Below are 15,781 nucleotides of genomic sequence, written 5' to 3'. Positions count from 1 at the left end.
TATGCTAAGTACCGCCTCACTCTATGCAGCAATTGATCTGGGTTCTAACAGTTTTCATATGTTGGTTGTGCGTGAGGTGGCAGGAAGCATACAAACCCTGACCCGCATTAAGCGAAAAGTTCGCCTCGCTGCTGGCCTCAACAGCGAGTGCGTTCTCTCCCCGGAAGCCATGGAGCGCGGCTGGCAATGCCTGCGCTTGTTTGCCGAACGACTCCAGGATATCCCTCAGAATCAAATTCGCGTTGTGGCTACGGCCACGCTGCGTCTCGCCGTTAATGCCGATGTTTTTTTGCAAAAGGCGCAGGAAATCCTGGGTTGCCCGGTGCAGGTTATTCGCGGTGAAGAAGAAGCCCGCCTGATCTATCAGGGCGTTGCCCACACTACCGGCGGCGACGATCGCCGCCTGGTCGTTGACATCGGCGGTGCCAGTACAGAGCTGGTGACGGGCACCGGGGCGCAAACAACCGCGTTATTCAGCCTCTCAATGGGTTGTGTCACGTGGCTGGAACGTTTCTTTAGCGACAGAAATCTCGCTCAGGAAAACTTCGCCGCGGCAGAAGCGGCGGCTGCAGAAGTGCTCAGCCCGGTCATTGCCGAGCTTAAAAGCCACGGCTGGAAAATTTGTGTTGGTGCATCAGGAACCGTGCAGGCGCTGCAGGAAATCATGATGGCGCAGGGGATGGATGAACGCATTACCCTGGCAAAACTTCAGCAGCTAAAACAGCGAGCAATTCAGTGCGGCCGGTTGGAAGAGCTGGAAATTGAAGGCCTCACGCTTGAGCGGGCGCTGGTTTTCCCAAGCGGTCTGGCCATTCTCATCGCTATCTTCCAACAGCTTGATATTGAATGCATGACGCTTGCAGGCGGCGCGCTGCGTGAAGGTTTGGTTTATGGCATGCTGCATCTTGCGGTGGACCAGGAGATTCGCCAGAGAACGCTCCGTAACGTTCAGCGCCGTTTTATGGTGGATACCAGCCAGGCGGCTCGCGTGGAGCAGCTTGCGCAGAATTTTGCTTCGCAAATCGCAGAACCCTGGGGGCTGGATCCACTCAGTCAACAGATGCTGGCGAGCAGCGCCCTGCTGCATGAAATTGGCTTAAGCATAGATTTTAAACATGCCCCGCAGCATGCAGCCTATCTGGTGAGAAACCTGGATTTGCCGGGATACACGCCCGCGCAGAAAAAATTGCTGGCAACGCTGCTGCTTAACCAGACCAATCCTGTCGATCTCTCTTCGCTCCACCAGCAAAACGCTGTCCCGCCGCGCGTGGCGGAAAGACTCTGCCGTCTGTTACGTCTGGCGATTATTTTCGCAAATCGCCGCAGAGACGATATTCTGCCCGAGATTAAACTGCAGGCCGACGGCGAAACCCTGCATCTGGCATTGCCCAACACCTGGCTTGCCTGCCACCCTCTCGGTGCCGAACTACTGGAACAGGAAAAACTCTGGCAGAGCTACGTTCACTGGCCGCTCAGCGTCAATTAATCTAGCTTTTACGCGCTTTGGCCAGCATCTCGCGGATGTTGGCCACATTACTCTGCCCTTTTTGCATCCGCTCTTCGGCAGAAACCACTTTCCGCTCCGTTTCCCAGCTCAAATCATCCTGTGGCAGCTCCATCAGGAACCGGCTTGGTTCAGGCCGTACCAGCTCGCCATACTGCCGCCGCTCCCGGCACAGCGTAAACGTCAGTTCTTTTTGCGCCCGGGTAATCCCCACGTAAGCCAGGCGGCGCTCCTCATCCACGTTATCTTCGTCGATGCTGCTTTGGTGCGGCAGGATCCCTTCTTCCATGCCCACAAGGTAGACATAGGGGAATTCCAGCCCCTTCGAAGCATGCAGGGTCATCAACTGAACCTGATCGGCCTCTTCTTCGCTTTCACCACGCTCCATCATGTCGCGCAGAGTAAAACGCGTCACCACCTGGATTAACGTCATCGGCTCATTCAGGTCATTGCCTTCAAGCATCTCGGTCATCCAGCTGAAAAGCTGGTTAACGTTTTTCATCCGCATTTCGGCAGCTTTCGGGCTGGGCGAGGTTTCATACAGCCAGCTTTCGTAGTCGATGCCGTGGATCAGGTCTCGTACGGCGGCCACCGGCTCGCGCTCGGCAAGCGTTGCCACGTCCCGCAGCCAGTGGGTAAAACGCTGCAACGCATCAAGGCCGCGCCCGCTTAGCGTCTGGCTTAACCCCATGTCGAAGCTGGCGGTAAACAGGCCTTTATTGCGCTGCATCGCCCACTCGCCAAGCTTTTGCAGCGTTGCCGGGCCAATTTCGCGCTTGGGTGTGTTCACAATACGCAGAAACGCGCTGTCATCATCCGGGTTCGTTAACACTCGCAGGTAGGCGAGCAGATCTTTAATTTCCGGGCGAGAGAAGAATGAAGTGCCGCCGGAGATACGATACGGGATGCGGTTTTGCATCAGCATCTTTTCGAACACCCGCGACTGGTGATTGCCGCGGTACAGAATCGCGTAATCTTTATAGTTGGTTTTATTAATAAAGTGGTGAGCAATCAGCTCGCCGGTGACGCGTTCGGCCTCATGTTCTTCATGATTCGCCGTCACGACTTTCAATTCTGCGCCGTGTTCAAGCTCAGAGAAAAGTCGCTTCTCAAAAACGTGCGGATTGTTGGCGATTAGAATATTGGCCGCATTCAAAATCCGGCGGGATGACCGGTAGTTCTGCTCAAGCTTGATCACCTGCAGCGCCGGAAAATCTTTGCTCAGCAGAACCAGGTTTTGCGGGTTCGCCCCGCGCCAGGAGTAAATAGACTGGTCATCGTCGCCTACAACGGTAAAGCGCGCCCGCGCGCCAACCAGCAGCTTTACCAGCTCGTACTGGCTGGTGTTGGTATCCTGGTATTCGTCCACCAGCAGATAGCGAATACGGTTTTGCCAGCGTTCCCGAACTTCTGCATTGCGCTGCAGCAGCAACGTTGGCAGCAAGATGAGATCGTCAAAGTCCAGTACGTTGCAGGACTTCAGATGAGTATCGTAAAGCCCGTAGCAATGGGCAAAAATACGATCCCGTTCGCCCTTCGCCTGAACGGCGGCCTGCGCCGGAGACAGCAAGCCGTTCTTCCAGTTGGAGATCGTCGAGATCAGCTGCTGAAGCACCACCTTATCGTTTTCTAACAGGCCTTCAGTTAGCTCTTTTAGCAATGCGGTCTGATCGGTATCGTCAAACAGCGAGAAATTAGATTTCATCCCCAAGGCCGCATATTCACGCTTGATAATCTCTAACCCCAGCGTGTGGAAAGTTGAGATCATCAATCCGCGTGCCTCTTTGCGCCCCAGCGTCTGCGAAACACGCTCTTTCATTTCGCGTGCGGCCTTATTGGTAAAGGTCACCGCCGCGATCTGCCGTGCCTGATAGCCACTTTCACGAATCAGATGCGCAATTTTATTGGTGATAACGCGCGTTTTACCCGAGCCCGCTCCGGCCAAAACCAGGCAGGGTCCGGTGACAAATTCGACGGCTTGTTGTTGGCCAGGGTTTAAACGCATACGGTCACTCAATGAAAGTCAGGAGGGGATAAAAACAGCGTGGTAGTATAGCGAGCGTAATCAACATGACTCAAGGCACTATCATGGCAAAAACTGCAGCAGCACTGCATATCCTTGTAAAGGAAGAAAAACTGGCTCTGGACCTTCTGGAGCAGCTTAAAAACGGCGGCGACTTCGAGAAACTGGCGAAGAAGCACTCTACCTGCCCGTCCGGCAAGAAAGGCGGCCATTTAGGTGAATTCCGTCAGGGACAGATGGTTCCTGCGTTCGATAAAGTGGTGTTTTCCTGCCCGCTGCTGGAGCCTTACGGACCGCTGCACACTCAGTTCGGCTACCACATCATCAAGGTGTTGTATCGTAACTAAGCTAAAGGCCGGGATATCCGGCCTTTTCTTTATTTTGTCGACTGCAGCGTCTGCTGGGCTTCATGCTTCAGCAAATGCGTGCCGACCGCCATCTGGAACACTTTAAAAATAATGCCGTTAACGAAAGTGGTCAGCGTGAGGGTAATAAACGCCGTCATAATCCAGTCGATCACCGGCATCCCGCTGTGCAGCAAATAGGGGCGGTAAATCAGCATACCGGCAAACACGACCCAGTGGCTAAGGCAGTAGAAACATTGAAAGAGATGGCCCAGCATCGCATGCTTTTTCGCCGTCCAGCTGCGCAATCCTGCAAACAGTTCAGTTTGGGTTATCGTCATTGAAATACTGGCGGCGGCCAGGGCGATCATCAGACAAACTGGCAGATCCGTGGTTAAGGTTGAAATCATTCCTCGTGCCCCTTTTCATTGAAATAGCTAATAAATTCGCTCCCGATATCTTGCAACGTCAGGCTTTTAAACCGCGCCAGCACCAGCTCTTCAGCGGCGGTAAACGTCTCGGACATCACTCGATTGACTCCCTGCTCCACCAGGCATTGCGGATTTTCATTGCGGTTACCTAGCGCAAACAGACCCGGCGATCCCAGCGCCAGATAAATATCCAGCAGCGTCACTTCGCTAGCCGGGCGGCAGAGCCTCCAGCCGCCGTGGTGGCCTTTGGTTGAGCAGACGATGTTGTTCTCGCGCAGACCGGCGAGCACTTTACGGATAAACGCCGGATTGCCGTCGATAAAGGCGGCCATTTGTTCCGATGTGAGCGGTTTGTCCATCTGCTCGAGGTGAAGCAGGATGTGCAAAGTTGCTGAGAAGGAGTTATTTATTTTCATGTAACTTACAATATTACATAAAAAGAGAGGCGGCAAGATAGCAGACACAAAAAAAGGCGCCGAAGCGCCTTTTTCATTTCAAAAACACATTAGCCAGCAACAGCAATGCGTTTCATATCAGTCATATAGCCACGCAGTTTTTGACCCACTTTTTCGATTTCGTGGCTGCGAATGGCTTCATTGACGTCACGAAGCTGAGCGTTGTCTACCGCAGCGGCTGGGATCTCTTTACCCAGATCGCCCGGCTGCAGCGTGGTCATGAACTCTTTCAGCAGCGGAACAGCCGCGTAGGAGAACAGGTAGTTACCGTACTCAGCGGTATCAGAAATAACCACGTTCATTTCGTACAGGCGCTTACGAGCAATGGTGTTAGCAATCAGCGGCAGCTCGTGCAGGGACTCATAGTATGCAGACTCTTCGATGATGCCAGCGTCAACCATGGTTTCGAAGGCCAGCTCAACGCCCGCTTTCACCATGGCGATCATTACCACGCCTTTATCGAAGTATTCCTGCTCGGAAATCTTACCTTCAAACTGCGGCGCAGTTTCGAAAGCAGTCTGGCCGGTCTCTTCACGCCAGGTATGCAGTTTCTTATCATCGTTAGCCCAGTCAGCCATCATGCCGGAGGAGAACTCGCCGGAGATGATGTCATCCATGTGTTTCTGGAACAGCGGAGCCATGATGGTTTTCAGCTGCTCAGACAGCGCGTTAGCGCGGATTTTTGCCGGGTTGGACAGACGGTCCATCATCAGCGTGATCCCGCCCTGCTTCAGCGCTTCGGTGATGGTTTCCCAGCCGAATTGAATCAGTTTTTCTGCATACGCAGCATCAGTCCCTTCTGCCACCAGCTTGTCGAAGCACAGCAGAGAACCGGCCTGCAGCATACCGCACAGGATAGTCTGCTCGCCCATCAGGTCAGACTTAACTTCCGCCACGAAGGAAGACTCCAGCACGCCAGCACGATGGCCACCGGTTGCTGCAGCCCAGGCTTTGGCAATCGCCATGCCTTCGCCTTTAGGATCGTTTTCAGGGTGAACCGCGATCAGCGTTGGCACACCAAAACCACGTTTGTATTCTTCACGCACTTCGGTGCCCGGGCACTTAGGTGCTACCATCACTACGGTGATGTCTTTACGAATGGTTTCACCGACTTCAACCACGTTGAAACCGTGGGAGTAGCCCAGCGCCGCGCCGTCTTTCATCATCGGCTGTACGGCCTGAACAACGGAGGAGTGCTGTTTGTCTGGCGTCAGGTTAACAACCAGATCCGCCTGCGGGATCAGCTCTTCGTAAGTACCCACTTTGAAACCGTTTTCGGTCGCTTTACGCCAGGAAGCACGCTTCTCGGCGATAGCTTCCGCACGCAGGGCATAGGAAACATCCAGCCCGGAGTCGCGCATGTTCAGGCCCTGGTTAAGACCCTGAGCACCGCAGCCGACGATGACGACTTTTTTACCTTTGAGGTAGCTTGCTTCATCGGCGAATTCATCGCGCCCCATGAAGCGACATTTACCCAACTGCGCTAACTGCTGACGCAGGTTCAAAGTGTTGAAATAATTAGCCATCGTAGAACTCCGTATGTGTCGTGTTGTGCTTATTGTAAGGGCTCTGCAGCCGTGTCGTGCTGCCTGGAATGAACCCACTATATGACAGGAAATGCGTTGCTTAAATTGATATATTAACAACGTCGCGTTGCAATTATTGCAATGCAAAAACGAGGCTTGATGACCATGGATTTACGCGATCTGAAAACCTTTCTGCATCTGGCTGAAAGCCGCCATTTTGGGCGTAGCGCACGCGCCATGCACGTCTCACCGTCCACACTTTCGCGCCAAATCCAGCGGCTGGAGGACGACCTCGGGCAACCTTTGTTTTTGCGTGATAACCGCACCGTGACGCTGACCGAAGCCGGTGAGCAATTAAGGCAGTTTGCCCAGCACACGCTGCTGCAATATCAGCAGATGCGCCACACGCTTGGCCAGCAAGGTCCTTCCCTGAGCGGAGAGCTGCATCTGTTTTGCTCGGTGACCGCCGCATACAGCCATTTGCCGCCCATTCTGGACCGCTTCCGGGCTGAACATCCTTCCGTTGAAATTAAGCTGACCACGGGAGACGCGGCGGATGCGGTAGAAAAAGTTGATTCCAATGAAGCCGACCTGGCGATCGCCGGAAAACCAGAATCCCTTCCGCCTGGCGTGGCTTTCTCGATGCTGGAAAATTTATCCGTGGCCTTGATCGCCCCCGCTTTGCCATGCCCTGTCAGGGCGCAGGTAAGCCGACCAGAACCAGACTGGGCCAAAATTCCGTTTATCATGCCCGAACAAGGGCCCGTTCGCCGCCGTATCGAACTGTGGTTCCGCCGCCAGAAAATCAGTAACCCGGTAATTTACGCTACCGTCGCCGGCCACGAAGCGATGGTGTCGATGGTGGCGCTGGGATGTGGGGTCGCGTTGATCCCGGAAATCGTGCTGGAAAACAGCCCGGAACCGGTGCGCAACCGCGTGCTGGTTCTGGAACGTAACGATGAGAAAGCGCCATTTGAACTGGGCGTTTGCGTACAAAAAAAGCGGCTCAATGAGCCGCTTATCAGCGCGTTCTGGAAGCTTCTACCCGGCAGCCATTAACCGGCCAGGAAGAAGCGGAACGCCGGGTTCTGGGTTTCGTCGTGGCATTCGTAACCCAGTTCGTTGAGCCGGGTTTCGAAGTCTGGTTCATTCTCACCTAACTCAAACGCCGCCAGCACACGACCGTAGTCAGTGCCGTGGCTACGGTAGTGGAACAGGGAAATGTTCCAGTGCGTTCCCAGCGTGCTCAAGAACTTCAGCAGCGCTCCCGGTGATTCCGGGAACTCAAAGCTGTACAACCGTTCGCGCAGCGGCTTCGAAGGCCGGCCGCCCACCATGTAGCGAACATGTAGCTTCGCCATTTCGTCATCAGAGAGATCGACCACGCCGTAGCCGCCTTCGCTAAGCTGAGCGATGATCTCTTTACGCTCTTCCAGCCCGCGAGTCAGACGCACCCCAACAAAAATGCAGGCATCGTCGGAGCTGGCGTAGCGGTAGTTGAACTCGGTGACAGATCGACCGCCCAGCAGCTGGCAGAACTTCAGGAAGCTGCCTTTTTGCTCTGGAATGGTGACCGCCAGCAGCGCTTCCCGCTGCTCGCCCAGTTCACAGCGCTCAGAGACATAACGTAGCCCGTGGAAATTCACGTTTGCGCCAGACAACACATGCGCCAGGCGTTCACCACGAATGTTGTGCTGCTGGACGTACTTTTTCATCCCCGCCAGCGCCAGCGCGCCTGATGGCTCGGCGACAGCACGCACATCCTCGAACAAATCTTTCATCGCCGCGCAGATAGCATCGCTGTCCACGGTGATGATGTCATCCAGGTATTCCTGACACACGCGGAAGGTTTCGTCGCCGATGCGCTTAACTGCAACGCCTTCGGCAAACAACCCTACGCGCGGCAGCTCAACCGGATGCCCGGCATCCAGCGCCGCTTTCAGGCAGGCAGAATCTTCGGCCTCAACCGCAATCACTTTGATTTGCGGCATCAGTTGCTTGATCAGAACCGCTACGCCTGCCGCCAGGCCACCGCCGCCAACCGGCACGAATACGCGATCGATATGCGCATCCTGCTGCAGCAGTTCCAGCGCAACCGTACCCTGCCCGGCGATAACTGCCGGATGGTCAAACGGAGGCACGTAGGTGAAACCTTGCTGCTGAGAAAGTTCGATGGCTTTGGCTTTTGCCTCATCGAAATTCGCGCCATGCAGCAACACTTCGCCTCCGAAGGCCCGCACAGCATCGACTTTGATATCCGCAGTAGCCACAGGCATAACGATCAGCGACTTAATACCCAATCGCGTGGACGAAAGCGCCACGCCCTGCGCGTGATTTCCCGCAGAAGCGGTGATCACGCCACAGGCTTTTTGCTCGCTGTTCAGGCCCGCAATCATCGAATAAGCCCCGCGCAGCTTGAAGCTATGCACAGGCTGGCGATCTTCACGCTTAACCAGAATGACGTTATCAAGGCGCGAAGAAAGCTTTTCCATTTTTTGCAGCGGCGTTACCTGCACGACTTCGTAAACCGGCGCGCGCAATACCGCGCGCAGATACTCGGCTCCGCCGGGGGCATCGGGTAGCGGTTGTGACTCAGCCATAATTAGCCTCCAAGCTTGCTTTTATCGCGCACAGCGCCTTTATCCGCACTGGTGGCGAGGCTGGCGTAGGCACGCAGGGCAAAGGAAACCTGACGTTCACGATTGCGAGGAGTCCAGGCTGCGTCACCGCGAGCTTCCTGCGCTTCGCGACGTGCAGCCATTTCCTGATCGGTAAGCTGCAGCTGAATACCACGGTTAGGGATATCGATGGCAATCATATCGCCGTCTTCAATCAGGGCGATATTGCCGCCGCTGGCTGCTTCCGGAGAAACGTGGCCGATCGACAGACCCGAGGTCCCGCCGGAGAAACGGCCGTCGGTGACCAGCGCGCAGGCTTTACCCAGTCCCATAGATTTCAGGAAGGTGGTTGGGTAGAGCATTTCCTGCATGCCAGGCCCACCTTTCGGCCCTTCGTAGCGAATAACAACCACGTCACCCGCCACCACTTTTCCGCCGAGGATTGCCTCTACCGCATCGTCCTGGCTTTCATAAACCTTGGCCGGGCCACGGAATACCAGGCTGCCTTCATCCACGCCAGCAGTTTTAACAATACAGCCGTTTTCCGCGAAGTTGCCGTACAGAACGGCCAGGCCGCCGTCTTTGCTGTAGGCATTTTCCAGGGAGCGAATACAACCGTTAGCGCGATCGTCATCCAGCGTGTCCCAGCGGCAGCTCTGCGAGAAGGCCTGGGTAGTACGAATGCCCGCCGGACCCGCGCGGAACATGGTTTTCACCGCCTCGTCTTTGGTCAGCATCACATCGTATTGTTCCAGCGTCTGCGGCAGGGAAAGGCCAAGCACGTTTTTCACTTCGCGGTTCAGCAACCCGGCGCGATCCAGCTCGCCGAGAATACCGAGCACGCCACCGGCACGGTGCACGTCTTCCATATGGTATTTCTGGGTGCTTGGCGCGACTTTACACAGCTGTGGAACCTTGCGGGACAGCTGGTCAATGTCGGTCATGGTGAAGTCAATTTCAGCTTCTTGCGCGGCAGCCAGCAGGTGCAGAACGGTGTTAGTGGAGCCGCCCATGGCGATATCCAGCGTCATGGCGTTCTCGAATGCTTCTTTGCTGGCGATGCTACGCGGCAGCGCGGTGGCATCATCCTGCTCGTAATAGCGCTTGGTCAGTTCAACAATGCGTTTACCCGCGTTCAGGAACAACTCTTTGCGGTCGGCGTGCGTCGCCAGCAGTGAACCGTTACCCGGCTGAGACAGACCCAGCGCCTCGGTCAGGCAGTTCATGGAGTTGGCGGTGAACATCCCTGAACACGAGCCGCACGTTGGGCACGCGGAGCGCTCAACCTGCTCGCTTTGCTCGTCAGAAACTTTCGGGTCCGCACCCTGAATCATCGCATCGACCAGATCCAGCTTGATGATCTGGTCGGAAAGTTTAGTTTTCCCGGCTTCCATCGGGCCGCCGGAAACGAAGATCACCGGAATGTTCAGGCGCAGCGAGGCCATCAGCATCCCTGGGGTGATTTTGTCGCAGTTGGAGATACAAACCATGGCATCGGCGCAGTGGGCGTTCACCATGTACTCAACCGAGTCGGCAATCAGCTCGCGGGACGGCAGGGAATAGAGCATGCCGCCATGCCCCATCGCGATACCGTCATCCACCGCAATGGTGTTGAACTCTTTCGCTACGCCGCCGGAGGCTTCGATTTGCTCGGCAACCAGTTTACCCAGATCGCGCAGGTGAACGTGGCCTGGTACGAATTGGGTAAAGGAGTTGACGACCGCAATGATCGGTTTGCCGAAATCGGCGTCGGTCATCCCCGTTGCGCGCCACAGCGCGCGGGCACCCGCCATATTGCGGCCGTGGGTTGTAGTGGCGGAACGATACTTAGGCATGCTTTATTTACTCCAGTCTGTCGGGTAGCAGGCGGTCAGTTGCCGCCCGCCTGATTATATTTTTGTTTAAGACTTACGGGTTTACCTGATCCAGCCAGCCCCACTTGTCTTCGGTTTCGCCGGTAAACAGGCCAAAGAATGCCCGTTGAATACGTTTGGTGACCGGGCCACAGCGGCCTTCACCCACCTGAATGCGGTCTACGCTGCGTACCGGGGTGATTTCGGCGGCGGTACCGGACATAAAGACTTCGTCGGCCAGGTACAGAGATTCACGCGACAGCACCTGCTCACGGACTTCAATGCCCAGGTCTTTTGCCAGCTTGATAATGGCATCACGGGTAATGCCCGGCAGTGCGGAAGAGGTGAATGGAGGGGTGTAGATCACGCCATCTTTCACTTCGAACAGGTTTTCACCCGCGCCCTCAGAAAGGAAGCCGTTCACATCAAGCGCAATCCCTTCCTGATAGCCGTGGCGACGGGCTTCGCTGCCGACCAGCAGAGAAGAAAGGTAGTTACCGCCTGCTTTTGCTGCGGTTGGAATGGTGTTTGGTGCCGCACGGTTCCAGGAAGAGACCATTGCATCAATCCCCTGATCCAACGCTTCAGCGCCCAGATAAGCGCCCCACGGGAAGGCCGCAATGATCACGTCGGTGGTGTACCCTTCCGGCGGGTTAACGCCCATACCTACGTCGCCAACAAAGACCAGAGGGCGGATGTAAGCGCTGGTGAGGTTGTTTTTACGGATAACCGCGCGGCAGGCTTCCATCAGCTCATCAACGCTTTGCGATACCGGGAAGCGATAGATTTTTGCTGAGTCACGCAAGCGCTGCATGTGTTCACGATGACGGAACACCACTGGCCCTTTGTGCGAGTCGTAGCAACGGATGCCTTCGAAGACCGAAGTACCGTAGTGCAACGCGTGGGACATTACGTGAACTTTCGCTTCTCCCCACGGAGTCATCTCGCCATTGAACCAGATGTAATCAGCTTTCTTGGTCGTCATTGTTCTCTTCCTTTTACGCTCAGGCGCGGATTTGTTGTGATGTTGGTTGCTGGATTTCAACGCAGGCAACGTCAACCAGCTTGCTTAATTGAGTAAACAGTAATTCGACTGGCCGCAGGCTAGCAACGGTCAATTCAATATTAATATTGTCGGTATTCCCCGCCGCGGCCATATTCATCGCGCAGATCTGGAAGCCACGATGACGCACCACGCGTAAAACACGTTCTAACGTTTCCGGGCGGAAGCGAGCCTGTACTGCGAGCTGATGTTGCATCATGATAATTTCTCCAGCATTTGCGAGTTACTGGCACCGGGCGGTACCAACGGCCAGACGTTTTCGTACTCATCGATCGAGACGTGAAGCATGTACGGGCCGTCGCTGTTCAGCAGGGCGTCTAACGCGGCTTCTACCTGGTCTTTACGGGTGATATGCTGGCCTGGAATGCCAAAGGCGCTGGCCAGCGTGAGGAAATCGGGGTTGTCGGTCAGGGTGGTTTCACTGTAGCGCTCTTCAAAAAACAGCTGCTGCCACTGCCTCACCATGCCCAGACGTTGGTTATCGAGCAGCAGGATTTTGACCGGCAGCTGCTTGCGCTTGATGGTGCCCAACTCCTGAACGTTCATCATGAAAGAGCCATCGCCGGAGACACAGATAACCGTATCTTCCGGCCTTGCAACCTGGGCGCCAACGGCGGCGGGTAAACCAAAGCCCATCGTGCCAAGCCCGCTGGAAGTGATGAAGTTCTCCGGGCGAGTGAAGGTCATGTGCTGTGCGGTCCACATCTGATGCTGGCCTACGTCGGTAGTCACAACGGCTTCTGCTGATTTGCGATCGGAGAGCTGTTTCAGCAGCAGGGGAGCATAGATAGCCTGGCCCGGATGATCGTAGCGCCACTGGTGTTCTTCGTTCAGGGCCGCGATATGCTGCTGCCAGGAAGCAATGTGCAACGGCTGTTGCAAGGCAGGTAAAAGCTGGTTCAGCGGCCCCTGCAACGCGACATGCGCCTGGCGCAGCTTGCTCAGCTCCGCAGGATCTATATCCATGTGGATAACTTTGGCGTGCGGAGCAAAGGTATTCAGCTTCCCGGTGACGCGGTCATCGAAACGAGCGCCGACGGCCAACAGCAGATCGCATTCCTGCACGGCGAGGTTTGCCGCTTTGGTACCATGCATTCCCAACATACCGGTATAAAACGCATGGTCGGCAGGGACGGCACCCAGCCCTTTGAGAGTGACAGTGGAAGGCATACCCGTGACGGAAATAAACTCACGGAGCGCCGGAACCGCTTGTGCCATCCCAACGCCACCGCCAACGTAAAGCATCGGCTTTTTGGCCTGAGCGAGCATTTCACGGGCCTGCTGCAATTCAGCCAACGGCAGGTCTGCATCACCTTCAACGGCAGATAACCAGGCCTCTGGCTCGCCGATAGCTAACTGAATATCTTTTGGAATATCGACCAGAACAGGACCTGGACGACCAGAATTAGCAATCTCAAATGCCTCAGCAAGGACACGCGGCAATTCATCAAGGGATTCGACGAGGAAACTGTGTTTGGTGCAGGCGAGCGACAGGCCAAGGACGTCAACTTCCTGGAAAGCGTCAGTCCCGATCAAAGGCGCAGCCACCTGGCCGGTGATGGCAACAACGGGAACAGAATCTAAAAGTGCGTCAGCAAGGCCGGTCAACAGGTTGGTCGCGCCGGGGCCAGAAGTGGCAATACACACACCGGTTTTGCCGGTTGAGCGGGCATAACCAATGGCCGCCATGGCCGCACCTTGCTCATGGCGACACAGTAGATGTTCCACACCACCGTCGTACAACGCGTCGTAGACCGGCATAATCGCGCCACCAGGATAACCGAAAACTGTTTCAACACCCTGCGCTCGCAACGCATGTACTACCCACTGTGCACCATTCATAGTTAGTTCCCCGTCTCATTACCGGAGAAACAGCATTTTATTCTGCAACACATACTCTGTTCCTCGCTTCACATTCTTCAGTCAACAAAAAACCCCCGGACCTTTCGGTGCGGGGGTTCTTTTCGATTCAGGCTTGATTTTTAAGCCTTTCTTTCTCCAAGTGCAGCCCCGCACGGTGGGATAATAATCACCACCACGCTAATCACGACCAGGCTAATCACTCGTAGAAGGGCTGTCATTTTCTGTATGTTCTAACGTCTAGTTCGAAGTAATGCCTACAGAGTTATCACAGAGTTGACGTAAAGCACAATATTTTTTTATGACGAAAAGATCATCGTTGAAATTAATTAGCATAAAAACTATTTAATTTCAGTGCATAACGAGAAAGTGAAAATAATTCATAAAACTGGTCTGCTGAGGGTATTTTCTGCGTAATACCAGTAAAAAGTTATTGTTCTGCGATCGGCTTCGCAGCCAGTGTTGTAAAAAAGAAAGCGGATAAAAAAGTCAGGGAGATGCTTCCCGATACATCAAAAGAACAATATTTAATCTTTTATTGACGCGGCAGAATGAAGTTTTTCACGGAGGAAAAATGTCACTGTCGGTTGTCTACACCAGAGCAGCACTCGGCGTTCACGCCCCTCAGGTTACGGTTGAAGTACATATCAGTGCAGGTTTACCGGGGCTTACGCTTGTCGGCCTGCCTGAAACTACCGTGAGAGAAGCCCGGGATCGAGTCAGAAGCGCATTGATCAATAGCGGTTATACGTTTCCGGCACGTAAAATCACCATTAACCTTGCTCCGGCAGATCTTCCTAAAGAAGGTGGCAGATACGATTTGCCGATTGCTCTGGCGCTGCTGGTTGCCTCTGAGCAGCTAAATACGCCCAGGCTAGCCCAGCTTGAGTTTATCGGTGAGCTTGCGCTAACGGGTGAACTACGTGGGGTTTCCGGCGCCATATCATCCGCTATGGAGGCTTTGAATGCGGGGCGAGAAGTCGTGGTCGCAGCCGAAAATGAGGAAGAAGTTGGCCTGATCGCTAAACCGGGCTGCTTTGTGGCCACGCATCTGACCGAGGTATGCGCCTGGCTGGAAGGAAAACACGACCTCCGCACTCCGGTTAGCCCTGCACTGTGGCAAGCGGATAACACAGAAGACATGAACGAGATTATTGGGCAAAGCCAGGGAAAACGAGCCCTGGAAATTGCGGCGGCTGGCGGGCATAACCTGTTACTGATAGGCCCACCGGGAACGGGCAAAACCATGCTGGCGAGCCGGCTCAATACGCTCCTTCCTCCTTTGAACGATGCTGAAGCATTACAGAGCGCTGCCATTCTGAGCCTGGTGCAATCTTCACATCTGCATCGCCATTGGCGTCAGCGTCCGTTCAGGGCCCCCCATCATAGTGCCTCTTTAACTTCTGTCGTGGGCGGCGGGGCTATTCCGCAGCCAGGAGAAATTTCGTTAGCGCACAACGGCGTGTTATTTCTGGATGAATTACCTGAGTTTGAGCGCCGCGTACTGGACTCGCTCAGGGAACCTATTGAATCAGGCGAGATTCATATCTCTCGCACCCGCGCAAAAATTACCTACCCCGCAGATTTTCAACTTATCGCGGCGATGAATCCCAGCCCTACAGGGCACTTCGAGGGCAAACATAACCGTGCCACGCCCCAGCAGACTTTACGCTATATGAATCGACTCTCAGGCCCTTTTCTCGACCGCTTCGACCTCTCAGTGGATATCCCGCTTCTCCCTGCAGGAATGCTGAGCAAAACAAATCATTATGAAGAAAAGAGTGAGGTAATAAGAACGAGGGTAATGGAGACACGTAACAGGCAACTCTTCCGGCAGAACAAGCTGAATGCCCGGCTCAGCAACCATGAGATCCGCGAACACTGTGCACTTGTACCGGATGATGCCGTTTGGCTGGAGGAAACATTACTCAAGCTGGGTCTGTCGGTCAGGGCATGGCAACGTCTTCTGAAAGTCTCGCGTACCATCGCAGATATCGAGCATTGCGAGAGTATTACTCGGACACATCTCCAGGAAGCACTAAGCTATCGAACAATTGATCGGCTGCTCCTGCATTTGCACAGACTGGCTGAATAAAAAACGGGG

The 15,781-nt window shown here is 54.8% G+C and carries 14 protein-coding genes; 4 read left to right on the top strand and 10 right to left on the bottom strand.

Annotated elements, in window-relative coordinates; all coding sequences use genetic code 11:
* The first annotated feature begins 1 nt into the window (after position 1).
* Positions 2-1,486: a guanosine-5'-triphosphate,3'-diphosphate diphosphatase gene (gene gppA, locus LH86_RS05855; protein ID WP_039299233.1), complete on the top strand. Its 1,485-nt coding sequence runs from the start codon at positions 2-4 to the stop codon at positions 1,484-1,486.
* Between the two features lies 1 nt (position 1,487).
* Here the strand turns inward: gppA and rep are convergent, their stop codons facing one another.
* Positions 1,488-3,509: a DNA helicase Rep gene (gene rep / locus LH86_RS05850; RefSeq protein ID WP_039299231.1), complete on the bottom strand. Its 2,022-nt coding sequence runs from the start codon at positions 3,507-3,509 to the stop codon at positions 1,488-1,490.
* An 83-nt stretch (positions 3,510-3,592) separates the two neighbouring features.
* On the opposite strand from rep, the gene ppiC reads away from it, so the two are divergent.
* Positions 3,593-3,874, top strand: coding sequence for a peptidylprolyl isomerase PpiC (ppiC, locus tag LH86_RS05845; RefSeq protein ID WP_008455569.1), 282 nt, complete (start codon positions 3,593-3,595; stop codon positions 3,872-3,874).
* Positions 3,875-3,903: 29 nt separating this feature from the next.
* On the opposite strand, the gene LH86_RS05840 is transcribed toward ppiC, so the two are convergent.
* The 3 genes from LH86_RS05840 to ilvC all read right to left on the bottom strand — a co-directional run bounded on the left by LH86_RS05840 (position 3,904) and on the right by ilvC (position 6,283).
* Entirely contained in the window at positions 3,904-4,281 is a 378-nt protein-coding gene (locus LH86_RS05840) for a hypothetical protein (protein ID WP_039289206.1), read from the bottom strand.
* A complete protein-coding gene (locus LH86_RS05835) occupies positions 4,278-4,718 on the bottom strand; it encodes an Rrf2 family transcriptional regulator (protein WP_034807977.1) in 441 nt (146 codons plus the stop codon). Before LH86_RS05835 ends, LH86_RS05840 begins: the two co-directional genes overlap by 4 nt.
* An 89-nt stretch (positions 4,719-4,807) precedes the next feature.
* Positions 4,808-6,283, bottom strand: coding sequence for a ketol-acid reductoisomerase (gene ilvC, locus LH86_RS05830; RefSeq protein WP_008455576.1), 1,476 nt, complete (start codon positions 6,281-6,283; stop codon positions 4,808-4,810).
* Between the two features lie 141 nt (positions 6,284-6,424).
* Between ilvC and ilvY the strand changes: the two genes are divergently transcribed.
* A complete protein-coding gene (ilvY, locus tag LH86_RS05825) occupies positions 6,425-7,342 on the top strand; it encodes an HTH-type transcriptional activator IlvY (protein ID WP_331280743.1) in 918 nt (305 codons plus the stop codon).
* Here ilvY and ilvA read toward each other — a convergent pair.
* The 6 genes from ilvA to ilvL form a co-directional block, all read right to left on the bottom strand.
* Complete coding sequence (gene ilvA / locus LH86_RS05820) at positions 7,339-8,883, bottom strand: threonine ammonia-lyase, biosynthetic (RefSeq protein ID WP_039289203.1); 1,545 nt, start codon at positions 8,881-8,883, stop codon at positions 7,339-7,341. The genes ilvY and ilvA overlap by 4 nt on opposite strands.
* Before the next feature lie 2 nt (positions 8,884-8,885).
* Positions 8,886-10,736 (bottom strand): dihydroxy-acid dehydratase, encoded by a 1,851-nt coding sequence (ilvD, locus tag LH86_RS05815; protein ID WP_039289202.1) that lies wholly within the window; start codon positions 10,734-10,736, stop codon positions 8,886-8,888.
* 73 nt (positions 10,737-10,809) lie between these two features.
* Positions 10,810-11,739: a branched-chain amino acid transaminase gene (locus LH86_RS05810; protein WP_039299227.1), complete on the bottom strand. Its 930-nt coding sequence runs from the start codon at positions 11,737-11,739 to the stop codon at positions 10,810-10,812.
* A gap of 19 nt (positions 11,740-11,758) precedes the next feature.
* Complete coding sequence (gene ilvM, locus LH86_RS05805) at positions 11,759-12,016, bottom strand: acetolactate synthase 2 small subunit (RefSeq protein WP_016538957.1); 258 nt, start codon at positions 12,014-12,016, stop codon at positions 11,759-11,761.
* Complete coding sequence (ilvG, locus tag LH86_RS05800) at positions 12,013-13,659, bottom strand: acetolactate synthase 2 catalytic subunit (protein WP_039299224.1); 1,647 nt, start codon at positions 13,657-13,659, stop codon at positions 12,013-12,015. The genes ilvM and ilvG overlap by 4 nt, the downstream gene beginning before the upstream one ends.
* A gap of 140 nt (positions 13,660-13,799) precedes the next feature.
* The gene (gene ilvL, locus LH86_RS21920) at positions 13,800-13,898 is read right to left on the bottom strand and encodes an ilv operon leader peptide (RefSeq protein ID WP_071530467.1); all 99 of its coding nucleotides are present in this window, start codon (positions 13,896-13,898) and stop codon (positions 13,800-13,802) included.
* A gap of 353 nt (positions 13,899-14,251) precedes the next feature.
* Here ilvL and LH86_RS05795 point away from each other — a divergent pair, with 353 nt between their 5' ends.
* A complete protein-coding gene (locus LH86_RS05795; protein ID WP_039299221.1) occupies positions 14,252-15,772 on the top strand; it encodes a YifB family Mg chelatase-like AAA ATPase in 1,521 nt (506 codons plus the stop codon).
* Positions 15,773-15,781: the final 9 nt, after the last annotated feature.

It is taken from the genome of Cedecea neteri (genome assembly GCF_000758325.1).
Taxonomy (GTDB): Bacteria; Pseudomonadota; Gammaproteobacteria; order Enterobacterales; family Enterobacteriaceae; genus Cedecea; species Cedecea neteri_B.
Note: the sequence above shows the minus strand (reverse complement) of the source record. Positions and strands in the feature narration are given on the sequence as shown.